A 22,007-nucleotide genomic window follows, 5' to 3' on the forward strand; every position below is an offset into this window, starting at 1 on the left:
CAGGCATCGGGAGCCTCACACCCCAGCCCTGGTCCCCAGGACGGCCCTTCATACTCACAAAATAGGTCCACTCGGCGTTCACCGCCCCGGGGATGTGGCCCTTCAAATACAAACTCTGAGCCCTGGCGTCCAAGACCAACACCTTACCCATGTTGGCCATGAGCCACGAGGGGGTGACGTAAACCTCCTCCCGCTTCAAAAACTCAACCCCCGCGAAGGCCTCGGGACCCTTAAGAGGCTCCGTCGCCGGGGAGGACTTAGCTTGAACCGCGTCGGCGGACGCCGGCGCATTAGACAGCACCGAGGGCTCCGCCCCCTTAAAGGGCTCCGCCCCAAAGGCGGAAACCGCCAAACCAAGACACAAAAGGACCGACCACAACAGAACTCCACGAACCTTCAAGGAACATCCACCTCCAACCTAATCTCCAAACCCCTTACCTTCAACGTCCATCGACCCCAAAGGGCCCTTGCCCCGGCAGTACACCCCAAGCACCGCCCCCCAAAGGGTCCAATAGAACATCCCCGACACGCTCCGCTCCGGCAGCACACCAGCGGACATGCCTATTACCAAAGCCCCCGCCATGGACCCCAAAAGGCCCGCCGCCGGGTGCCTTAAACCATACCTCAAGGCACACCAAAGGGACATCCGCAAAAACCCCAGGGCCAACAGCAGATACGCCACACCCCCCAACACCCCCATGGACACCAAAAGCTCCATGAAGTCGTTGTGAAAGTGGGAGGGCCATTCCGAAGTAAGGCTCGTCCACCTACCCCTAAGTGACGCGTCGGACACCAAGGGGGCCTGCTCCTCAAGCCTGCCCCAGCCCCACCCAAGAAGGGGCCGCTGGCGGAATAGGTCCACCCCCATGGCCCATATGATGTTCCTGTAGGTGGTGAACCGGTCGAAGTTGCCGCTCTTAAGCGAATCCCCAAGGGACGCCACTTGGCTTAACTCCCTGTCCACGTAAGAGCGAATCTCCGGTGAGACCACCAAGACCCCGCCCACGACGGCCAGCGCTAAAACCACAACTCCAAGCAGCCTCATAAGCGGCTTCTTGTCTTTCCTGCAAGACAGCGCCAGCACCCCCCCAACGGCCCCGCAGCCCACGGCAAAACCCGCCATGGCGCCGCTGCTCCTGGCGGAGGCCACCAGCAGCACGCCAACCACAAAGACGGCCCCCCAAAGCCAAGACCTGCCAACGCCCCGTAAGGCGCAAAAGCCGTAAAGGGCCAAGGATGAAAGCACAACCCCAAGGGCCCCGCCGTACCACATCCCCTTGTGGGACAAAGCACCGCCTATCTCCCTTATGGGCAGATATCCGGGGGACCAAAAAACCGACCCCGCCAGCGTAAAAAGGGCCACCCAGGGCAAGGACAGGCTCCAGCGCCTGAAGTTGCCCCTCCTCAAGAAAAAACCAAACCCCATGAGCCCCCCTACGAAGGCCTCAAGCACCATGGAGTACCCCTTAAAGGCCTCCTCAATCCCAGGGAAACTGGCCATCTCGGATATCAACCCAAAAAGAAGGAGAAGCCAAATCCCAAGCCTGAAGTACCTTGGAACCAATCCCCAACTTTGGGCTACCTGTCGCCAAACCCCTCCCTTGACAAAGGCCGTCAATGCGGCCGCGAAAAAGGCGTACCTCGCCGCGGGCCCCAGGGGTACGGCGCAGAAGGCGCAAAGGAACAAAAGGTCGAACCGGCGCCCCCACAGGGCCGAAGAACCCCTCTCAGCGGCTTCCCTGGAGGAAATTAACACAGCACCATCCAAATCAGATCCCCCACCTTGACATAAGCTTATCCGCCAGCCACTCCCCGGCCCGACGGGCCTCGTTAAATGAGGGGACCCTCGGGGGATCCTCGGGCACCACCACCCGCCCCGTCCGGTCCACCATGGGCCTCTCCCGCTTGAGAAGCCCCCATTCCTCCAACAGCCCCTCACACCTCAAATCCCCGAACAACCGGTCAAACCTGGCGGGTCCAAAAAGGGCCCCCCTTGGCAGAACCCCGCTCTCATGGGCGGCCCGCAAGACGCTGGAAACAGGCCCCCTCAATCCGCCGCTCCTCTCCACCCTCATGAGCACCACCCGGTGCCCCGCCGTCACCGCCTCGGACACCATGGAAACCGAGTCCTCGGTGCAGAAAACCCTGGTACAAAGCCCCAACATCCCTGGCACCGGGTTCTCCGAACAGCGGGAAGCGGGAAGGTACATCCTGACCGCCCCGCTGCCCTCAAGCAGCTTCTCCAGCGCCTCCTCCGCCTCCATGGAGGTCCTGCGGGAGGTGGTGACGTAAAGGTCCGCCCCGAAGGCCTCCGCGCGCCTTAACAACACCCCCACCTCGCGCCTTATCCACCGGGGGCTCACCCGGTAGTTCCGGTCGTCTCCACCAACCAAAAGGGCCCACCTCATGCCCGACAGGGGGGGGAACAGCTCCGCCAAGGCCCTGCCCCGCTCCTCCAACTCCCCGGGGTCCACCGAGTTGGGAGCCCCAAGGGTGCTCAAAACGTTGCTCCTGCGAGGGGGGTTGTCGTGCTCCGGCACTATGGCGTAGTCAAAGGGATCAAGCCCAAGCACCGAAGGGGTCATTATGGTTACGCTCACAGCTCCAAAGAGAAGCCCCAGCGCCAGGTTGTAGGGAGCACAACGGCTCCCGGCGGAGAGGATCACAAACCCCTCCCCACCAAGGCTTCCTACCTTCACAAAATCCGGAAGATCTCCACCGAAGGAAGCAAGCCACTCCCGGGCCTTGCGCCTGCCACCGGACGCAAGGAACAGGGAAGACGCCCTGGCCCTGGCGGCGGAGAACCCCGAGAGCCTCGGCACCTCCCGCTCGTGGACCTCCACCGTGAGCCCCCTTCCCTCCAGAATTCGGCGAAGCCAAAGCACAACCCCCCTGCTCTGGTTCACATGCCCCGCCACTCCGTCACTGAGCACCAAAACCCTAACCCCTTGGGCCATCAGCACAAAACCCCTTCTAACGCCGGAATGGCGGCCCGCATACCCCCACGGGGGCGAGCCGCCTCACGTCAACTCCTAGAAACCCCTAAAAACCACTCCGCCAAAACCCAGCGCAAACCCCTTTAAAAATTTTAAAAAGCTAAACCGCCTTGGCGCCGGCCCTTATGGCGCCGATCAGGGCCTCCACCCGCTGGTCGTCCATCACTATGTCAAGGCCGAACACCGCCGCCCTCTCCAGTATCGAATGGGTCACCGGCCACTCCGCGGGCCTGTAGGCGGGCACGTACTCCGCGTGGGGGCAGTCGTAGGGGCACCGAACCCTGGAGTAAACCTTGCCGTCCCTCAGCGTGTCCCAGTGCCTGGCGTAGTGCCAGGTGTTGTCGCTCAAGATGCCGCAGCCGAAACCCGCCGCCTTCGCAGCCGCCTGGAAACGCCTGGCCGCATCCCGGTCCGGCAGCAGGAAAACGATCTGGGTGGCCAGCTCCCCGTCGGGATCCGGCAGCTGGCGGGTCTTAAGACCCAGGTCCTTGACCTCCCCCAACACCTTGTCCCTGGTGGCCCTCAGCATCCCTATGGCGGCGTCCAGCTTCTCAAGCCCCACCAGCCCAAGGGCCCCCTGGATCTCGCTCATCCTGAAGTTGAAGCCAAGGCACGCCTTCCGCTCCGCGCCGCGGTCTATGGACTTGTCGTGCACGTGGCCGTGGTCGTGGTAGTACTCCATCCGATGGTACAGCTCCTCGTCGGAGGTGAGCACCATGCCACCCTCGCCCACGGTGACTATCTTGTAAGGATCCAGGCTGAAGGTTCCCCAAAGACCCATGGAACCGCAGTAACGGCCCTTGTAGCTGGCCCCCATGGCCTGGCAGGCGTCCTCGAACAGCATGAGCCCATACTCCTCGCAAACTACCTTGAAGGCGTCCATGTCCGCCGAGGCCCCGAACATGTGAACCGGCATCACCGCCCTGGTGTGGTCCGTCACAAGGTCCTCAATACAGGCAGGATCCAGGTTCAAGCTCTCGTCTATCTCGCCAAGCACCGGCACCGCGCCGCACTCCAGGATGGCCTCCACGCTGGCTATGAACGTGAAGGGGGTGGTTATGACCTCGTCGCCGGGCCCTATGCCGCAGGCCTTGAGGGCCACGTACAGAGCGGCGCTCCCGGAGGACACCCCAAGGGCGTGCCGAGCCCCGAACTTGGAGGCGCAGGCCCCCTCGAACTCCTCCACCTTGTAAACGTCGTTCCTGACCCCCTGGAAGGAATAACGATGCACTATCCGGCGGCGAAGCACATCCGCCACCGCGTCGATCTCCCGCTGGTCGAAAAGCTCAAATCCCGGCATCTTTTAATACGCCTCCTTGTATATGGCCATGCAGGCCTTCTTGTCCATCACCCTGGGGTTGTTCTCCATGGGACGGGCCACCGCCATGGCCCGGTCCGCCATCTCGTCAAAGTGCCGCTCCTCTATGCCAACCTTGAGCTCCGACATCCTGGAAGGTAGCCCAAGATCCGCCACCAGCTCCTCCAGAAGGTCCGCCAGCGCAAAGGCCGCCTCCCTCCTGGGCCAGCCGTCCGCCACCCCGCCCAACAGCCCATAGGCCTCCGCATAACGGTCCACGCAGGCCACCGCGTTGTGCCGGGCCACATAGGGCATCAGAAGGGCGTTGGCGCAGCCGTGCCCCACCCCGAACATGCCGCCCAAGGGGTACGCCAGGGAATGACAGGCCCCCACGCCGGCGTTGGCCAAGGCCACCCCAGCATAATAGGACGCCAAAAGCATGGAGCTCCTGGAATCCATGTCCCTGCCGTTCCACGTGGCGGTCCTTATGCTGCCGCCTATGAGCCTCAAGGCCTCCCGGGCGAACATGTCGCTGAAGGGGCTGGCGCTCCGGCCGCTGAAGGCCTCCAAAGCGTGCACCAGCGCGTCCATACCCGTGCTGGCGGTCACCGCCGGCGGCATGGTCACCGTGAGCTCCGGATCCAACAAGCTCAAGTCCGGGAAGAGCTTCTCGTCGTTTATGCCCCCCTTGAAGCCGTCGCTCTTGCGGATCAGAACCGCCGTGAAGGTGACCTCAGAACCGGTGCCCGCGGTGGTGGGGATCATAACCTTCGGAACGCCGGGGTTCTTCACCAACCCCAAACCCTGGTACCGGGCGGCGCTGCCCTCGTTGGTGATGAGCACGCTCACCGCCTTGGCCACGTCAAGACAGCTGCCGCCGCCAAGACCCACCACCGCCTGGCAGTCGTGCTCCCTGGCGAGCTCCGCCACCGCGTCGGTGGTCTCCACCGAAGGCTCCGGCTCCACCCCGGCGAACACGAAGGCCTCCACCCCGGCCCCCTCAAGGTAAGAACATATCTTGTCCGCCACGCCCAAGGACTCCATGGTGGAGTCGGTCACCAAAACCGCCCTCTCGGCCCCCAAGGACCGCACCACGTCTCCCACCGTGGAGGATACCCCCACGCCGAAACGCATCTTGCCCGCCACGTTGGCGTTGAACATGTAAAACACCACCCCATCCGTTCTCTTTTTTTAATCTCAACCAAGCCAGGCCTCAAGGACCCCCAAGGAGCCTTAAGACTTCCAAGGCCACCCGCCGGGAGGCGGACCTCTCAGCGCCCAAAAACCCAAGAACGCCGCCCCCACAGGATGAGATTCTACACCTTAAACCAAGAAGTTCGATTAAACGCTCCCCCATGTCAACTCCGGAGAAGACCTCAAACCCCAACCGGGCCTCCAGCAACCGGTCCCGCTGCTCCTTGAAGTCCTCCATGTGGGGGCCGAACATCACCGGCACCCCCCAAACGGCGGGCTCCATCACGTTCTGGCCGCCCTTTGGCACGAGGCTGCCCCCCACGAAAGCCGCCGAAGCAAGGCCGTAAAGGGAGAACAACACCCCCACCCGGTCCACCACCACCACGTCAAACTCCCCGCCAAGGCATGGATCCTCCGAGAACGGCACCGCCCGAAGGCCAAGTCCCGCGCACAGCCCCAAACACTCCCCGGCCCTCTCCGGGTGCCTTGGCACCAGCGCCAGCCTAAGATCCGGAAAACCCGCACCACGGGCCGCAATGAAGGCCCTTAAAACCTCCTGGTCCTCCCCGGGATGGGTGCTTCCCGCCACGAAAAGATCCCCCCGGAACGAAAAGCCCGACAGGTCCGCCATCAGCCGCCGCAGCGCCACCCCGTCGGCCTTCACGTCCCCCCCCTCCCTCAAGGCCCCCTCCGGCGCCCCAAGGGCAAGAAGCCTCTCCCGGTCCAAAGGGCTCCTGGGAAATATGGCGTCAAAACAGCCAAGCAGGTCACCATACAACCCCTTGAGCCTCATCATCCTCCGGAAAGACCGGTCCGACACCCTGCCGTTGGCCAAAAGGAGCCCCACCCCTCGGGATTTGGCCTCCCATATCAGGGTGGGCCACATCTCGGTCTCAAATACCACGTACACCGACGGCCCAAGGCGCTCAAGAAAACCCCTCACCCAGCTCCTCCTGTCCCACGGGTACCCAAGAAAAAGGTCCGCAATGGACCCCATAAGGTCCTGGGCGGTCCTCATGCCCGTACGAGTCACGGAGCTCACCGCCAGGGAACCGGCGTAACCCAAATCCCTCAAGGCCCTGGCCACCGACCAGGCGGCCTGAACCTCCCCCACCGATACCCCGTGAAACCAAGCCACCGGTTTCACAAGCCCAGGGGCATCAAAACGCCCGGTCCTCTCCTCCCAGCGGTCGTAGCGGCCCTTCAACCAGGGGGAGGCCGCCGTGAACGCGCACCCCTCAAGGAAGCTCACAAGCCGACGGCCAAGGGGCCCCAACCTCAGGCCACCCCCGCCTTCAAAAGGTCGTGCAGGTGGACTATGCCGTGAAGACGGCCCTCCTCCGCCACCAACACCACCGATATCTCCATCTCCTCCATGAGCCTTAAGGCCTCCGCCGCCAGCCTATCGGGAGGCATCACCTTAGGATGCCGGGTCATGACCTCTCCCACCGGCAGATCCAACGCCTCGACGCCGCACCTCTCCATGAGGCGCCTTAAGTCCCCGTCGGTGAATATGCCCTCCAAAAGGCCGTTAGCCCCCTCCACCGCCACCGTCCCATAACCCTTGTCGGTGATCTCGAAGAGGGCCTCCTTCACCGACGCGGAAGACAAAACCCTAGGCACCCGGTCCCCCTGGGCCATGAGGTCCGACAACCTAAGAAGAAGCTTCCTGCCCAAGGCGCCGCCGGGATGGAAGAGGGCGAAGTCCTCCTCCTTCAACCCCAAAAGCCTGGTCACCATGCCAGCCAACGCGTCGCCAATCGCCAGCTGAAGGGTGGTGCTGCTGGTGGGGGCTATCCCCAAGGGATCCGCCTCCCGCCTCACCGAACAGTCCAGCACCACGTCGGCGGAACGGGCCAGGGGAGAGTCCAACCGGCCCGTCATGGCCACCACGGGACACCCTATCCTCCTGAAAAAGGGCACCATCTCCAACACTTCCTTCGTGGCCCCGCTGTTGCTCAAAAACAAACCCACGTCCCCCCGGCACACCATGCCTAAGTCCCCGTGGGCACCCTCCGCGGCGTGCAGGAAGAAGGCGGGACACCCCAAGGAGGCCAGCGTGGCGGCTATCTTGCGGCCGATAAGACCCGACTTACCAAGGCCGCAAACCACAACCCTGCCGGAACAGGAAGCCACCATCCTAGCAGCCCGCACCAGCTCGCCCCCCATGCGGTCCGCGGCCTCCAAGACCGCAGCCGCCTCCTCCCGCATGACCTCGACCCCAACCCTGAGGAGCTCCGGGTCATCTACCCGGGAGATGTCCCTCTCGTACGGAAGCATCATGGCCTCTCCACCCAATCAAGGGACGCAAAACCGCTCTCCATGGCCCTGTCCCATATGCCCTTGGCCTCGGAGAGGAGCCCCTCAAACATCTCCAAGGGCACCATGTTGGGGCCGTCGCTGGGAGCCCTGTCCGGGGCCTCGTGGACCTCCAGGAAGAAGGCGTCTGCCCCAAGGGAAGCGGCGCACCTCAAGAGGGGGCGCACAAACCGCCTGTCCCCGCCGCTCCTTCCCCCAAGGCCCCCCATGGACTGGACGCTGTGGGTGGCGTCGAACACCACGGGACACCCAAGCTCCCTCATGATGGGAAGGGACCTGAAGTCCACCACCAGCTGCCGATAGCCGAACACGCTGCCCCTCTCGCACAGCAACACCCTATGGTTCCCCGCCCGGCGGCACTTCTCCACCACCGACGCCATGTCCTCCGGAGCCAGGAACTGGGCCTTCTTCACGTTCAACACCCTTCCGCTGGAGGCCGCCGCCATGACCAGGTCGGTCTGGCGGCACAGAAACGCCGGTATCTGCACTATCTGCACCGCCTCCGCCACGGGCCCCACCTGCCACGTCTCGTGCACGTCCGTCAAGACCGGCACCCCAAGACGACGGTGCACCTCCGAGAGGATCCTAAGACCCTCCTCCATCCCGGGCCCCCGGAAACTGTCCCCAGACGTGCGGTTCGCCTTGTCGTAAGAACCCTTGAAAACGTACCCAACCCCAAGGGAATCACACACCCGCTTGCAGGCCTCGGCGATCATCAACGCGTGATCCAGCCCCTCCAAGGCGCAGGGACCCGCTATCACCGCAAGACGCCCAAGGCCAAAGGAAACGCCGGACTCCTCAAAACCCATGACTCTCAAGACCTCCCTTGCCGGAGAAGGTACTCCTCCAAGGCCCTCACGTCATCCCCAGTGTCGATCTCAATGGTGTCCCTGTGGGTTATGACGCACTTTATGGGAAACCCGTTCTCCAACACCCTAAGCATCTCCAGGCTCTCCACCCTCTCAAGGGGCGTAACCTCCCAGGAGGCGAACTCAAGAAGCAGTTCCCGCCGGTACGCGTAAGGCCCTATGTGCTTGTACCACACCCCACCCTCGTTCCTTGGGTACGGTATCAGGGATCGACTGAAGTAAAGGGCCCTCATCCTGGAGTCGAACACCATCTTCACTATGCTGGGGGAGGAAAGCTCCTCCTCCTTCTCTATCCGCTTGGCCAACACCGCAAGCCCCGCCTCGGGGTCCTCCTCCAATGCCCCCAAAAGGGCCCCTATCATGTCAGGCCCCACCAGCGGGTCGTCCCCCTGGACGTTCAACACCACCGGATACTCCGGAAGCTGACGCGCCACGTACGCCACCCGGTCCGTACCGGAGGGAAGCTCCGAAGGGGTCATCCACGCCTCCCCTCCGGCCTTACGAACCACCCGGGCTATCTCCTCATGGTCCGTGGCCACTATCACCCTCTCCACCGGCGACTGGGCCACAGCCCGAAAGACCCTCTCAACCAGCGTCATACCCCCTATCTCAATGAGGGCCTTCGCCTTAAGCCTGGTGCTGCCGTAACGGGCGGGTATCACCGCAAGAGCCTTGTGCATCTAAATTTATCCCCCTTCCGAACCTTCTAAAGGACTCTCCCCGGAATTGACCAAAACTTCCAACCTCTCCCAAAGATCCGCCAACAACCCCCAGCCAAGCTCACCGCAAACCCAATCCGCCACCCTGTCCAAAGCCCCGCCGGCACCCATCCTCTCCATGCCGGCCCTGGACATGCCCTCCCTCACCGCCGGATCCCTGAGTATTCCCTCCAGCGCCTCCGCGAGGGACGCCGCATCCCTCGGCACAAGAACCTCGCCACCGCCGATGAGCTTCTTCTGCACCCGCTTGCCCGGCTCGTCCAGGGACACCACCGGAACCCCAAGGCCCGCGCATATCTGGTTCGCGGTGCCCCCAAGGCCCAGAAGCACCTCCGCGCCCCGGGCCGCATCCCCCACGGAGCCCCGGAATAGCCTAAGCCTCGACCCTTCGCCGAACTCAACCCAGGAATCACCCGCCAAAACCCCCCGCTCCGCCATGTAGGGCTTAACGTCCAACGTGAGCGAAGGCACCCAGAGGAACGAACAAACCACCCTTCGGCTCAGCTCAAGGCACGAGTCCATCAGCAGCGGAAGGTCCCTAAGGGCGTACCCACGGCTGCCCGGGAGCACCAAAACCCGCCGCCCTATAGCCCCCTCCCAGGGATCCACCGCCGCCTCTCCCGCCAGGTCCATTATGGGACTGCCGTGGAAAAAGGCCCTCACCCCCCGAAGGGCAAGCTCCTCCCTGGTGGGGTCGTCCCGGGTCCACACCGCAAGGGCCCTGCTCCTCAAAAGGGCCCCCTCCAGCCGCCAGTGGCCCGAGAGATAAACGGTCTTGGCGGTGGCCACCAGTATGGGCTTCACACCGGTGCCGAAGAGGGCGTTGAGGAAAAGGTACACGTCCCCCACGCAAAGGGCGGTGCGCCTTGGCATCCTGCCCCAAGCCCGAACCTGACGCAGCATCTGAAGGGGCAGACCGTTTAAAAGGTCCCTTACAAGAGCCCTCAAGCTGTACTTTATTATCCCCCCGCTGGGCATCCTGCAGGAAGGGGACATGACGGGAAACCCCGCCGCCCGGTACTCATCCCCCTCCCCCACCAACGGGAAGGCCTCCACCGAGGCGCCGGGGAAGCGCTCCTTCAGCTTCCTGCAAAGCACCACCCCCATGGCATCCTCCCCATGGCCGTTGGAGGCCACGGTGAACCTGGGACGCAGCGCCTCAGCCATGGCCCTAAGAAACCCCGTGGGATCGTAAAACTCCACCGACACCCTGGGCACCGAAAGGGGGAGCCTAAAGCCGTAGGATGGCGGAAAGTTCAGCATGTCCTTCTCGGTGCACACAAGGCACCCCGCCCCGGACCTTAGGGCCTCCTCCTCCACCCGGCGCAGATCCTCGGGGCTGAACCTATGGTGGTCCCGGAAGGACATAAAACCCTTGAGCTCAACCCCTAAGGCCCTAAGGAACCTCTCGAAGCTGCCGGGGTTGCCTATGGCGCAGAAGGCAAAGGCGGGGCCCTTCGGAGACCCCCCGGACCAACCCTCCATCCCAAGCCGGGACAGGAACACCCTCCGAGGGCCTAGGTAACCCTCCAACACCCCTTTAAGATGCTCCAACTCACGGGCATCCACCAGGTCCGCCTTGGTTATAACCGCTATCCCCGCCCGCCGCAACGATGTCAAGGGCTCCCTCAGCATCCCAGCAGGAGTCATAAGGCCGTTGCCGAAGGGACATGTGGCGTCCACAAGGACTACGTCCAGGTCCCGCTGGAGCTGCCGGTGCTGGAAACAGTCGTCCGCCACCACCACCTGGGCGCCCAGGGCCTTCAAGAGCTCCACGCCCCTCATCCTGTCCCGGGAGACCACCACCGGGACCTGGGGCAGTTTTCTTGCGAGCATCAGCGGCTCGTCCCCGCAGAGATCCCGCGGGGCCTCCCGATCCACCACCATGGGCTCCACGCTGCCCCCGCTGTAGCCCCGGCTCACCACGCCGGGCTTGAGATCCAAGGAACACATCAACCGAACCAGCCGCTCCACCATGGGGGTCTTGTTGGTGCCCCCGTGGGTGAGGTTGCCAACGCTTATCACCGGCAGTGGCCCCTCCTGGGAGGCCAGTATGCCGTGGTCGTAAAGCCAGTTGCGCCCCAACACCAGACCCTTGGAAAGGTGGTGCAGCGGATAAAGGAGGGCCCAGGGACTCAAAGAGCTCCTTCCGGATATGTAACGAAGGTAGCTACCGACGAGCCCCATGGCCAAGCTGGGCCTCCAAAAGGGCCGCGTAACGGCCCTTGAGGGCAAGGAGCTCCTCATGGGTCCCCTGCTCCACTATGCGCCCGCCCTCCAAAACCATTATCCTGTCCGCCCGCCTCACGGTGGACAGCCTGTGGGCCAGGATGAAGGCCGTACGACCCTCCATGACCCGCTCCAAAGACTCCTGGATCATCCGCTCCACCTGGGCGTCCAGGGAGGACGTGGCCTCGTCAAGGATGAGGATCCGGGGGTTCCTTATGATGGCCCTGGCTATGGCCACCCTCTGCCGCTGGCCGCCGCTCAACGTGACCCCCCGCTCCCCTATCTCGGTGTCATAACCGCGGGGCAAGGAATCTATGAAGTCCCCGATGCCCGCAAGCTCCGCCGCCCTACGGATATCCTCCATGTCCACATCGTCAAGGCCGTAGGCTATGTTGAAGGCAAAGCTCCCCTTCATCAGAACCGGATCCTGAAGAACCACCCCTATGTGGCGCCTCAAGTGCCGGGGGTCCATCTCCCTTACGTCCATACCATCCACCAGCACCCGTCCCCTGACGGGATCGAAAAACCGAGGTATCAAATCCACCAACGTGGACTTCCCAGCCCCGGTGGATCCCACCAGGGCCACCCTCTCGCCGGGATGGACCGTCATGTTTATCCCCCTCAAGACCCATGGGGACGAGGGATCATAACGGAACCAGACGTCGTCAAAGTCCACCCGGCCCACTATGGCGGGCCTCGCCATCCCCGCCGACGGGGCCTCCTCGGGCTGGTCAAGCACGTCAAAAACCCGCTCCGCCGCCGCAAGGGCCTGCTGCACCCGGCCGAACACCCGGCTCAACACCCTTATGGGCTGCACCATGAGCCCAAGATACGTGAGAAACGCCATCAGCTGCCCGGCGGTTATGCGCCCGTAAAGCACCTGGCGGCCCCCAAGCCAGATGATGAGCCCCATGGCCCCCATCAGGATGAGCTCCACCACCCCCTCCAACACGCCCCTCACCTGGGTTCCCTTCATGAGGGCGGCAAAATGGGCCCGGTTCTCCTGCTCAAACCGCCGGTACTCCATGTCCTCGGTGGCAAAGGCCCTAACCACCTTCATGGAGCCGATGGCCTCCTGGGCCGAGGCGGACACCCGGGCAAGACGCTCCTGTATGGCGTGCCCCACCTCCCGAAGCCGAGACGTGGTAAAGCCTATCACCAGCGCCGCCAGGGGAAGTATAACGAAGGTGGCAAGGGTGAGCCTCCAGTTCAAGAAGAAAAGAAAGCCCAGTATGGCCGTGAAGGTCACGCCCTGCACCACCAGGTCCACCAGCACCGACGACACCAGATCCTGCAGGAACGCCACGTCCCCGGTTATCCTGGACAGTATGTCCCCGCTGCGCCTTGAGTACAGGTACCCGAATGGAAGCCGCTGAACCTTCCTGTAAAGTTCAAGCCTAAGATCAAACAGCACCTTCTGCCCCACCCAGGTCATGAGATACGTCTGGCCGTAGTAAAAAAGCCCCTTCAGGGCGTATATGCCCACTATGCCGGCTATTATGGCCCCCAAAAGCCCCTGGTCCCGGGCTATCAACACCCGATCCACCAGGTTCTTTATGAGCCAGGGGGGAAGCACCCCAAGCACCGACGCGGCCCCCATGCAGAGGACACCGTAAAAGAGCCTCGTCCTGTAGGGCCTAAGGAAGGAAAGAAGCCGCCGGTACGTGCCAGAACCGGAGCTGCCTAAACCCAAAGAACCTAAGAACCTACCCATTTCCTAACGCTCCGCACAAAGCCATCAAGCCGCCCTCTCCGCCACCAGATCCGCCCAAAGGTCAAAAGCCCCCTTCTCACCAAGGGCCCTGCGCCCCTCCTGGAACGCCTCGACCCAATGGGACCAACCGCCGTTCAAAAGCTCCTCCAGAAGGGCCGAAACGACGCTCAAAAGCCTGTCCTTCCTAACATCCCCCTGCAGCAGCTCCGGGTAAACCCGCCGGCCAAGCAGTATGTTGGGAAGGGAACACCAAGGGGACCTCACCAGAAGCCGGGCCAGTAACATGCTGACAACCCCGGTCCTGTAGGCCACCACCCCAGGACGCCCCACCAACATGGCCTCCAACGACACGGTGCCGCTGGCCATAACCACGAAACAGCTGCGGCCCATGAGCTCCACCCCCCTCTCTGAGCTCCATGGAAGCGACACGGCCTCCAACTCGGCCCTAGCCCAGCGGGCGTCCGCTTCAGGGAGGGAACCGGATATGGAAAAAACCGGCCTGTAACCCATCTCCCTAAGCCCCAGCGCCGCCTCCGAAAAGGGCTTGAGGTGCCGCCGCACCTCCCCGGGCCTGCTGCCGGGCATGAAAGCCACGACCCCCCCATGCACCTCCCCCATGGGAACCGCCTCCAAAGCCTCCAAAAGCGGATGCCCCACAAACCGGGAAGTACACCCGTGCTCCGCAAGGTACCGGTGCTCAAATGGGAACAGGGGAAGACAAAGGTCGAAAAGCTCCCTCAGGAGCTTCACCCTCCCCTTCCTCCAAATCCAAACCGCCGGGGGCACCAGGCTCACGAGGCTGCCCCGGTAACCCACCCTCCTCAGCTTGGAGGCCAGGGGAAGGTGAAAATCCGGGCTGTCGGTGAGCACCACGCAACGGGGCCTTTTGTCCATAACCTCCCGAACCATGGCGTCCCTCAGCCTCACAAGCCTTGGCAGGGCCCCCAGCGCCTCGGTAAACCCCATGACCTGGAGCTCCCTCATGTCCCAGAGGACCTCCGCCCCGGCGCTTAACGCGTTGGGCCCCCCCATGCCGAAGACCCTTATGCCCCTCTTAACCAGCCGTCCGGTCAGCTCCCCAAGGTACATGTCCCCGGAGGCCTCACCGCAGCTCACGAAGACCGACAACCCGATACCCCCAGAACGGATATGCCCTCCCTACGGGCCAGCTCCACAAATACGGCGGGATCCAGGATTATGGTCCGCCCGGCCTCCACCGCAAGACACTTCAAAGAGGCGCTGGCCATGCGCCGTAACGTGTTGGGCCCCACGGTGGGGATGTCATACCTCTCGTCCTGGTCGGACCTCATCATCTTGACCACCGTGCCGCCCCTGCAAAGGGACCCGGCCCTCAAAAGCGCCGCATCGGTGCCCTCCATGGCCTCCACCGCCACCACGCTACGCCGGTGCACCACCACAGTCTGACCAAAGGAAAGACCAACGAGACGGCTTGCCACGAAGACACCGTACTCCACGTCCGCCAACTGCCAGGGGAACGGTTCAGGACCGGCTATGCGCCCCGAGGGAGCCAGAAGGTCCCCTATGAGCTCCTTGTAGGACCCTACCTCGATGCCCACATCCTCAAAGGCCTTCACCACCGCGCCTAGAAGGCTGTGGTCGTCCCGCTCCGACAGGCCCTCTATCAGCTCCTTGGCCCGATGGTCCAACATGGCGGGCTGATAAAGGAGCGTCTTGGGCACCACCCCCGCCAGGTAAACCCTGCGGATACCCCTTGATACCATGTCCTTAAGGGTCCCCGCCAAATCCAGCCGGGGCAACGCCACCACCTCCAGGGCATACTTGGACACCGCCCCAACCGAATCCCTGAAGGAATATATCACCGGCGGCTCCCCAAGATCCGTAAGCCGCCGGGCTATCTCAACCGGAAGGTCCCCCTCCCCGGCCACAAGCGCCACCACCAAGACACCCAAGCCCCCTTCAACGGAACCCTAGTCTAAAATCTAAAAGCCCCAAACGCCAAAACAACCACAAACCCACACGACCCCAGGGCGGGTCAGTTGCCCCGGCGCACCATCGCCACCCCTGCGGCGCCGAAAAGCAGGTTGGGCACCCAGGCGGAGACCACCGCCGGCATGTAAGCCGCCTCCCCCAGGGACTGGCAGAAGGACAGCACCACGTAGTACAGGAACACTATCACCACGCTCAACCCCAAGCCAACCCCGGCGCTGCCGGACCGCTGGGGGCGAACCCCCGCGGAGGCCCCCACCACCGCCAATACCAGGCTAGCCCAGGGCACCGCGAGCCTAAGGTGCATCATCACCCTAAGCTTCACCGGGTCGCTGCCCTGTTTCTCCATAAGACGAACCTGCTCCGCAATCTCAAAGACCGTCATCTGGTTGGGCTCCTTGGACTCAAGCTCCACCTTGGAGGGCTCCACGTCCAACCGCAACGACTCCCTCTTGAAGGAGTACAGGAACTTAATGCCCCCGTCCTCACCCACCTGGAAGACCTTCCCATCCTCCAAGGTCCACTTGCCCCCTCCCCACCGGGCCCTAGGCGCGGACACGAAACGGGAAAGCCGGCCAGCGTCGAACTCCTGGACCAGTACCCCCTCCATAAGACCGCTGCCAGGACGTATCCGATCCATGTATATGACCCGCTTGAGCCCCTGAGCTCCCTCTTCCTTGAGGAACATCCTCTCCTTGAACTCCAAAGGCCGCTCCCGAAAGACTTCGTAGGCCAACACGTTCCTGGCCGCCCGCTCCGACAAAGGAACCACCGTTTCGTTAAGCCCGAAGGTCAAAAGCGACGCCAAAACCGAGGCTAACACCACGGGCCTCATCATGCGGGAGAAGGGAACCCCGCAGGCCTTAAGGGCCACCACCTCCGAGTGGGACGCCAGCTTGCCGAAACCCATGAGGGCCCCCAAGAGGCTTCCCATGGGGATGGTGGTCACCACCACGCCTGGAAGGTAGTATATGAAAAGCCTCACCACCACCCCAAGGGATACCCCCCGCTGAATCACCAGATCCGCTATCCTGAAGAGCAGGCTGCCCGCCACCATGAGCACCGTGAAAGCCCCAACGCCGAACACGAAGGGGCCCAACAGCTCAAGGAGCACCAACCTGTCCAGGTGGCCGAACCTAAACCCTATGGCGACCCTCCTCCTCCCTCTGGTTCATAAGGATTATACGGTCGCAGGCATCCCTCACGGCCCCGAAACCGGACCTGCTGGGGGTGACGTAGTCCGCCTCCCTCAAGGCCTCGGGCCGGCCGTCACAGGGCACCACCCCGAAACCGCACCACCTAAGACACTCTATGTCCGGAAGGTCGTCCCCCATGTAGGCCACCTGACGGCTTGAAATGCCCATCTCCTCCGCCCAGGACTCCAACACCGGAAGCTTCCTCGAAACCCCCTGAACGCAAAGGTCCACCCCAAGGTCCCGAGCCCTGGCGGAGGTGGAGTCGCTGTGGCGGCCGCTCAAAAAGGCCACCTTCACCCCCATGGCCTGAAGAAGCTTTATTCCCATGCCGTCCTGGATGTGGTACCTCTTGGCCTCCGTGCCGGACACATCAAAGGAAACCCCCCCGTCCGTAAGGGTGCCGTCCACGTCCATCACAAAAAGCCGTATCAACTGAAGCTCACTCCTCCGGGGAATCACAGCGATGGGCCCAGGGGGTCCATCCCCTCCTGCAGCACCCCATGAAGTCCAAAAGCTCCCTCACAAACCGGTCCTCCGGGAGGCGCTCCGCAAGATCCTTGAGAGCCTCCCTCAAGGGCAGCGGACCGGTCCTTAACTCATCGTATATCCACCTTATGCGGGAACGGTCCTCCGCCGAGAAACCCTGGCGCCTTAGGCCCACCTTGTTAAGGCCGTGTATCCTGGCAGGACGCCCGTCCGCAAGGCAGAAGGGCGGCACGTCCTTAACCACCTTCGACAAACCACCTATCATGCAGGACCTGCCGATGCTCACAAACTGGTGAACCCCCGCCATGCCGCCGATGGTAACCCGGTCTCCAACGGTGGAGTAACCCGCAAGCCCCACCTTGTTGGCCAACACGCAGTGGCTTCCCACCCTCACGTTGTGCCCCAGGTGGCAGCCCTCCATGAGGTAGGTGCCATCTCCCACCACCGTCTCCTTCCCCTCCCCGGAGGCCCGGTGCACGGTGACGTTCTCCCTCATCACCACGTCAGCCCCTATGCGGACCCAGCTCTCCTCCCCCTTGAAACCAAAGTCCTGAGGAGCCCTGCCCAGGGTCACGTGGTCGTATATCCTGCAGCGGGGGCCTATCTTGACGTAGTCGCAGATCCTAACGAAGGACTCCAACACCGTTCCGTCCCCTATGACCACCTTGCCGTCTATCACGCAGTAGGGGCCTATTACCACCCCTTCCCCGATCTGAGCCTCGGGGCTCACCACCGCCGTTGGATGCACCAGCACCGACACGGCTAATCATCCCCCTTCGTCAAAGCCTTGGACAGGGCAAAACCAAGGACCGCCTGGGCCGCCATCTCCCCATCCACCGTGGAGACCACCGAGGCCTTCCCCATCCGACCCCTCATCTTAAGTATCCTGGCCTCCGTTATCAGCTGGTCCCCGGGCCTCACGGGACGCCGGAACTTGGCGTCCTCCACGGAGGTCAAAAACGCCGTCATCCCCTCAAGGCCAGGATGCCGGGACACCAGATACGCCGCCACCTGCCCCATGGCCTCCAATATCAAAACACCGGGCATCACCGGCTCCCCAGGGAAATGACCCTGGAAAAACGGCTCGTTTATGGTCACGTTCTTAAGGCCCACAACCCGGTCCTCCCCAGCCTCCAATATCCGGTCCACCAGGAGGAACGGATACCGATGGGGCAAAAACTTCATTATCTTCAATATGTCCACGCCATCAACCCCCCACATGCCGCAAGAAAAGTAACGCCCGTCAACGGGCCAGCAGTTCCGAAAGGCCCTCCACGCCCCCCTAAAAGGACGGGCGCACCGCCAATCCCATCACCGGGAAGGGCAAAGGGCCCTAAGACGGGCCACAAGCCGGTGGTGTATCCCGTGGCCGCTGCGGATGGACACCACCGCCCCCTTAAGGGGACGGCCCAAAAAAGCCAGGTCCCCCAACACGTCCAACACCTTGTGCCCAAAACACTCGTCCCTAAAACCCATGCCGCCCTCGTTCATGGGGCCCTCCCGGTCAATCACCAGGGCGTTGTGGAGCCCCCCTCCCCGGATAAGCCCCCTGGACAAAAGACCTTCCACCTCGTGCCTGAAGCCAAAGGTCCTGCATGGCGCCACGCTCTTAAGGAAGGTCTCCTCATCCACGAAAACCTCCCGGTAAACGGTGCCCAAGGGGGTGTCCGGATAGTCCAAGAGGCACAGCACCTTGAGCCCGTCGAAGGGGTACACCCCCGCAAGCCGACCCTCCAAGGCATCCTCCTCAAAAAGGGGAGCATAAACCTCAAGGGGCTCAAAAACCGCCCCCTGGAACGGGATCCTCGCCTTCAAAATGCCCTGGGCAAAGGGCAGGGCGCTGCCGTCCATTATGGGCACCTCGCCCCCTGAGACTTTCACCAGCACGCCCCCCACCCCAAGGCACCACAGGGCGGCGGTGAGGTGCTCCAGCGTCTGAAGCGGCACACCCCCCACCACCGCCACGGTACGACGAAAGCCGCCGCTGAACCTCACATCCCTAAGGGGTACCGGACCTTGGTCCGAATGAAACCATATCCCAGGCCTATCAAAGGGGACCAGAACCGCCTCGCACATGTGGCCGGAGTGAAGCCCCTCCCCGCGAAAGACCACCTCTTCGCAAAGGGTGTAAGACACAGCCCTCACCGCCCCACATCCTCCAGCAGGGCCTTGATGCCCTCAAGCTCCCTCTCAAGGCGCCTCACCCTGTCCAAAAGATCCGGCAGCCTCCTCATGGCCCCGTGTACCCGCATCTCCTCCCGGTGGTCCCTGGCGGGAAATCCGGACACGAAGGAACCCGGTGGAAGGTCCTTCACCACACCGCCCCTGGCGGCCACCACACAACCGTCTCCCAAAGACACGTGATCCCCCACGCCGGACTGGGCCGCCATGACCACGGAGCGCCCAAGCCTGGAACTGCCCCCAAGGCCAGCGTAGGCCACGAGCACCGAGTTCTCCCCCACAAAGCAGTTGTGGGCCACGTGCACATGGTCGTCCATCTTGACCCCGTCCATAACCCTGGTGACCCCCACGGTGGCCCTGTCCACGGTGGAACAGGCCCCCACCTCCACCCGGTCCCCCAGGCTTACGGTCCCTATCTGGGGCACCTTTATCCTCTCCCCGCCAGGACCCTCCACGAAACCAAACCCGTCGCAGCCTATGACCGCCCCGCTGTGGACCCTGCACCCGTTGCCCAACGAACACCGGTCCTGAACCGCCGAAAAGGCGAAGAGCACACAGCCCTCGCCCACCACGGCGCCACGGCCCACGTAGACGTGTCCCTGAAGCCACGACCGATCCCCCACGTGGGCCCCTTCATCTATGACGCAGTAGGGCCCCACGTGAACCCCCTCTCCTATGTGCGCCGAAGGGTGGATCACCGCCGTGGGATGCACCCCCTCATACACAAGGGGCGGCTCAAAACACCTAAGACACCTTATCCAGGCGCCACCAAGGTCCTCCACTTCAACGCCCCATGCCCCCACGGGCAGGCTGTCCCCCACGATGCCCACGTCCAACCCGGAAGGATCGAACTTGACCCCTCTATCCTTGAGAAAAACCACATACCCCTCCAGGGGCTCAAAGGGAGAACACACTCCTCTAACCTCCCGCAGGGGATCACCAACCGGCCTTCCTCCTATGGCTTCCGCTAAATCCCCAAGACGCAAGGCGCGCCACACCCCCATATCCCAAAAGATCCCGCCCTTCCCGCGATCCGCCCACATACGTCACAGGTTGTTGAGGAACTTCAAGCTCAGCGAATCATCATCCTTAGAGTCGTAGTAAAGTTCCACCGAAAAATTCTCGGACATGCGGCACCCAAAGGCCCCCCGGCCCCTTCCATCGGACCCCCAAGCGGCGTACCAGTAAAAGTCATCGGGCAAGAGGTCCGTGCCAACCCGAAAGAACAGCTCCTCCCCGGGATACGACAGCTCCACCCCCGCCCAAAGGTACCTCACCACCTGCCACCTAAGCCCCCAACGGCTCTCCAACGAAAGATCCCGGCCGTCCAACACCCACTCCCCATAGGCCTCCATGTCCCATGACGGAAGTATCTGGATCCTTCGCCCCAGGTGAAGCCCCCCCTCGCTGGAACGCTGGTGGGACCCCGCGTGGGCCGCCACCCAGGCCCATATGACGTACCTCCTGCTGTCAACCCTTACGTCCATCTCCCCCAGCGGAGCGGGTTTGAAGTCCACCTGGGCGGAAAACCGCAGGGCTTCCCCGTTGTCCGCCGACTCCGCAAGGCCCTTGGCATACACCGCAGCCTCACCGGCCTTCCTGCGTAGGTACTCCACCGGAAGCCCCACGAAGGCCGAAACCCCCATGGCCATCTCGTCCCTCACCCGCTCCAAAAGAACCGACGGAAGCGTGGAGGACCTCATCCGGGGGTTCACCGCCAACACCAGCGGCTGGGAAGGATAGGCCCTCACCTCCAAAAGGTCCCCCTTCGGGGACGCCTCCAGCCTCCAGCCAGGCAGCACCTCAAGGGCCAACGATTCTAAAAGCCCCTCCAGATACCTCCTGCCCCAAAGGAAGGCCTCCCCGGGAACTCCTTCAACCTCACCCTCAAGACGAGCCCCAAGCCTTTTAAGATCCTCATCAAGCCAGCTCCGCACCGGCTCCCGCCATTCACTGGCCTTCGCCTCCACGGACCACTTAACCACCTTACGGGGCGTCAAACGAACCTCCAAACCGCCGTCCCGATAGTCACAGGCAAAGTCGTAGCCCTCGAAAAGCCTGGAGCACACCAGGCCCAACAGCCTTAGCCGCTCTTCAACGGACCTGCGGTTCCCCATCTCATCCCAAACCGCTGAAACGGTCCTGGACACCCCCGCGGCCAACCACCCAGGAACCCCCTTAACCTTGACATCGGCGCAAAAGGCCAAAGAAGGCCCCAAAAGGGCCAAAAGAAGGGCCGCGGCAAGAGCCGCAGCCCCCCGCAAGAAACTGAAAATCACTTCCCTGGGATCAGAACAGATCCCCAAAGCCAAAGTGCGTCCTGTTCTCATCGTCCCCCTGGGCGAAGTCCAGCCTCATGTTGCCAAGCGGCGTCTTGATCCTCACGCCTATCCCCTTGGAACTTGCAAGGTCCGAAAGGTCCATCCCCTGGTTGTCCGACTTCTTCCAGGCCTTGCCCGCGTCGTAGAAGAACACCAGGGAGATGTTGTCGTCCACCGGCAGCCTCAGCTCCGCGTTGACGAGCGCCATCTCCTCCCCACGGAAGTAGTTGTCCTTGTACCCCCTAAGGGTGTTGGCGCCGCCCACCACGTACATCTCACCCCAGGGCACGTCCCCCTCGCCCCAGCCGGCCCTCACGCGAACCGCAAAGAGCAAGGGGTTGTCCTCGCTCTTGGAACCGAAATCCAGGTAGTCCATGATCTTAAAAAGGGGAACGTAGTACCGGGCCTCAAGCCAGTACTTGGTGTAGTCCCAGTCGCCCCCAAGGCCGCTGAGCCCCTTCTCGAAGTTCAGCGTCTCCACATCCCCCTTGGGATACGAGAGGTACGGATCCAACGTG

At 62.9% G+C, this 22,007-nt stretch carries 21 protein-coding genes; all 21 read right to left on the minus strand.

The features are described from left to right. A partial coding sequence (locus N2315_07355; protein ID MCX7829003.1) for a rhodanese-like domain-containing protein occupies window positions 1-400 on the minus strand: 400 nt, incomplete at its 3' end. Window positions 401-418: 18 nt separating this feature from the next. Continuing rightward, on the minus strand, window positions 419-1,768 hold the full coding sequence (locus N2315_07360; protein ID MCX7829004.1) for an O-antigen ligase family protein: 1,350 nt from the start codon (window positions 1,766-1,768) through the stop codon (window positions 419-421). 1 nt (window position 1,769) lies between these two features. Continuing rightward, the gene (locus N2315_07365) at window positions 1,770-2,957 is read right to left on the minus strand and encodes a mitochondrial fission ELM1 family protein (GenBank protein ID MCX7829005.1); all 1,188 of its coding nucleotides are present in this window, start codon (window positions 2,955-2,957) and stop codon (window positions 1,770-1,772) included. Window positions 2,958-3,096: 139 nt separating this feature from the next. Beyond that, window positions 3,097-4,296, minus strand: a complete 1,200-nt coding sequence (locus tag N2315_07370; GenBank protein MCX7829006.1) for a DegT/DnrJ/EryC1/StrS family aminotransferase — start codon at window positions 4,294-4,296, stop codon at window positions 3,097-3,099. A gap of 3 nt (window positions 4,297-4,299) precedes the next feature. Then, on the minus strand, window positions 4,300-5,466 hold the full coding sequence (locus N2315_07375) for an iron-containing alcohol dehydrogenase (GenBank protein ID MCX7829007.1): 1,167 nt from the start codon (window positions 5,464-5,466) through the stop codon (window positions 4,300-4,302). 40 nt (window positions 5,467-5,506) lie between these two features. Further along, window positions 5,507-6,739: a hypothetical protein gene (locus tag N2315_07380; protein MCX7829008.1), complete on the minus strand. Its 1,233-nt coding sequence runs from the start codon at window positions 6,737-6,739 to the stop codon at window positions 5,507-5,509. Between the two features lie 26 nt (window positions 6,740-6,765). Further along, window positions 6,766-7,770: a KpsF/GutQ family sugar-phosphate isomerase gene (locus N2315_07385; protein MCX7829009.1), complete on the minus strand. Its 1,005-nt coding sequence runs from the start codon at window positions 7,768-7,770 to the stop codon at window positions 6,766-6,768. Next, window positions 7,767-8,615, minus strand: a complete 849-nt coding sequence (gene kdsA / locus N2315_07390) for a 3-deoxy-8-phosphooctulonate synthase (protein MCX7829010.1) — start codon at window positions 8,613-8,615, stop codon at window positions 7,767-7,769. Before kdsA ends, N2315_07385 begins: the two co-directional genes overlap by 4 nt. Before the next feature lie 5 nt (window positions 8,616-8,620). Beyond that, window positions 8,621-9,355: a 3-deoxy-manno-octulosonate cytidylyltransferase gene (gene kdsB, locus N2315_07395; GenBank protein MCX7829011.1), complete on the minus strand. Its 735-nt coding sequence runs from the start codon at window positions 9,353-9,355 to the stop codon at window positions 8,621-8,623. Between the two features lie 6 nt (window positions 9,356-9,361). Then, the gene (gene lpxK, locus N2315_07400; GenBank protein MCX7829012.1) at window positions 9,362-11,581 is read right to left on the minus strand and encodes a tetraacyldisaccharide 4'-kinase; all 2,220 of its coding nucleotides are present in this window, start codon (window positions 11,579-11,581) and stop codon (window positions 9,362-9,364) included. After that, complete coding sequence (locus N2315_07405) at window positions 11,565-13,337, minus strand: ABC transporter ATP-binding protein/permease (GenBank protein ID MCX7829013.1); 1,773 nt, start codon at window positions 13,335-13,337, stop codon at window positions 11,565-11,567. Before N2315_07405 ends, lpxK begins: the two co-directional genes overlap by 17 nt. A gap of 24 nt (window positions 13,338-13,361) precedes the next feature. Beyond that, the gene (gene lpxB / locus N2315_07410; protein ID MCX7829014.1) at window positions 13,362-14,465 is read right to left on the minus strand and encodes a lipid-A-disaccharide synthase; all 1,104 of its coding nucleotides are present in this window, start codon (window positions 14,463-14,465) and stop codon (window positions 13,362-13,364) included. Then, window positions 14,450-15,256: a UDP-2,3-diacylglucosamine diphosphatase LpxI gene (gene lpxI, locus N2315_07415; GenBank protein ID MCX7829015.1), complete on the minus strand. Its 807-nt coding sequence runs from the start codon at window positions 15,254-15,256 to the stop codon at window positions 14,450-14,452. The genes lpxB and lpxI overlap by 16 nt, the downstream gene beginning before the upstream one ends. 95 nt (window positions 15,257-15,351) lie before the next feature. Continuing rightward, a complete protein-coding gene (locus N2315_07420) occupies window positions 15,352-16,419 on the minus strand; it encodes an LptF/LptG family permease (GenBank protein ID MCX7829016.1) in 1,068 nt (355 codons plus the stop codon). Between the two features lie 22 nt (window positions 16,420-16,441). Next, window positions 16,442-16,933, minus strand: coding sequence for an HAD-IIIA family hydrolase (locus N2315_07425; GenBank protein MCX7829017.1), 492 nt, complete (start codon window positions 16,931-16,933; stop codon window positions 16,442-16,444). 7 nt (window positions 16,934-16,940) lie between these two features. Further along, window positions 16,941-17,747, minus strand: a complete 807-nt coding sequence (lpxA, locus tag N2315_07430) for an acyl-ACP--UDP-N-acetylglucosamine O-acyltransferase (GenBank protein ID MCX7829018.1) — start codon at window positions 17,745-17,747, stop codon at window positions 16,941-16,943. A 2-nt stretch (window positions 17,748-17,749) separates the two neighbouring features. Further along, complete coding sequence (gene fabZ, locus N2315_07435) at window positions 17,750-18,190, minus strand: 3-hydroxyacyl-ACP dehydratase FabZ (protein ID MCX7829019.1); 441 nt, start codon at window positions 18,188-18,190, stop codon at window positions 17,750-17,752. A 108-nt stretch (window positions 18,191-18,298) separates the two neighbouring features. After that, on the minus strand, window positions 18,299-19,132 hold the full coding sequence (locus tag N2315_07440; GenBank protein ID MCX7829020.1) for a UDP-3-O-acyl-N-acetylglucosamine deacetylase: 834 nt from the start codon (window positions 19,130-19,132) through the stop codon (window positions 18,299-18,301). After that, window positions 19,129-20,172 (minus strand): UDP-3-O-(3-hydroxymyristoyl)glucosamine N-acyltransferase, encoded by a 1,044-nt coding sequence (lpxD, locus tag N2315_07445; GenBank protein ID MCX7829021.1) that lies wholly within the window; start codon window positions 20,170-20,172, stop codon window positions 19,129-19,131. The genes N2315_07440 and lpxD overlap by 4 nt, the downstream gene beginning before the upstream one ends. Before the next feature lie 42 nt (window positions 20,173-20,214). Next, the gene (locus N2315_07450; protein ID MCX7829022.1) at window positions 20,215-21,447 is read right to left on the minus strand and encodes a hypothetical protein; all 1,233 of its coding nucleotides are present in this window, start codon (window positions 21,445-21,447) and stop codon (window positions 20,215-20,217) included. 10 nt (window positions 21,448-21,457) lie between these two features. Beyond that, window positions 21,458-22,007: BamA/TamA family outer membrane protein (locus N2315_07455; GenBank protein MCX7829023.1), on the minus strand; the 550-nt coding region annotated here is incomplete at its 5' end.

The sequence above is a fragment of the Thermanaerothrix sp. genome (genome assembly GCA_026417795.1).
Lineage (GTDB): Bacteria > Synergistota > Synergistia > Synergistales > Synergistaceae > Thermanaerovibrio.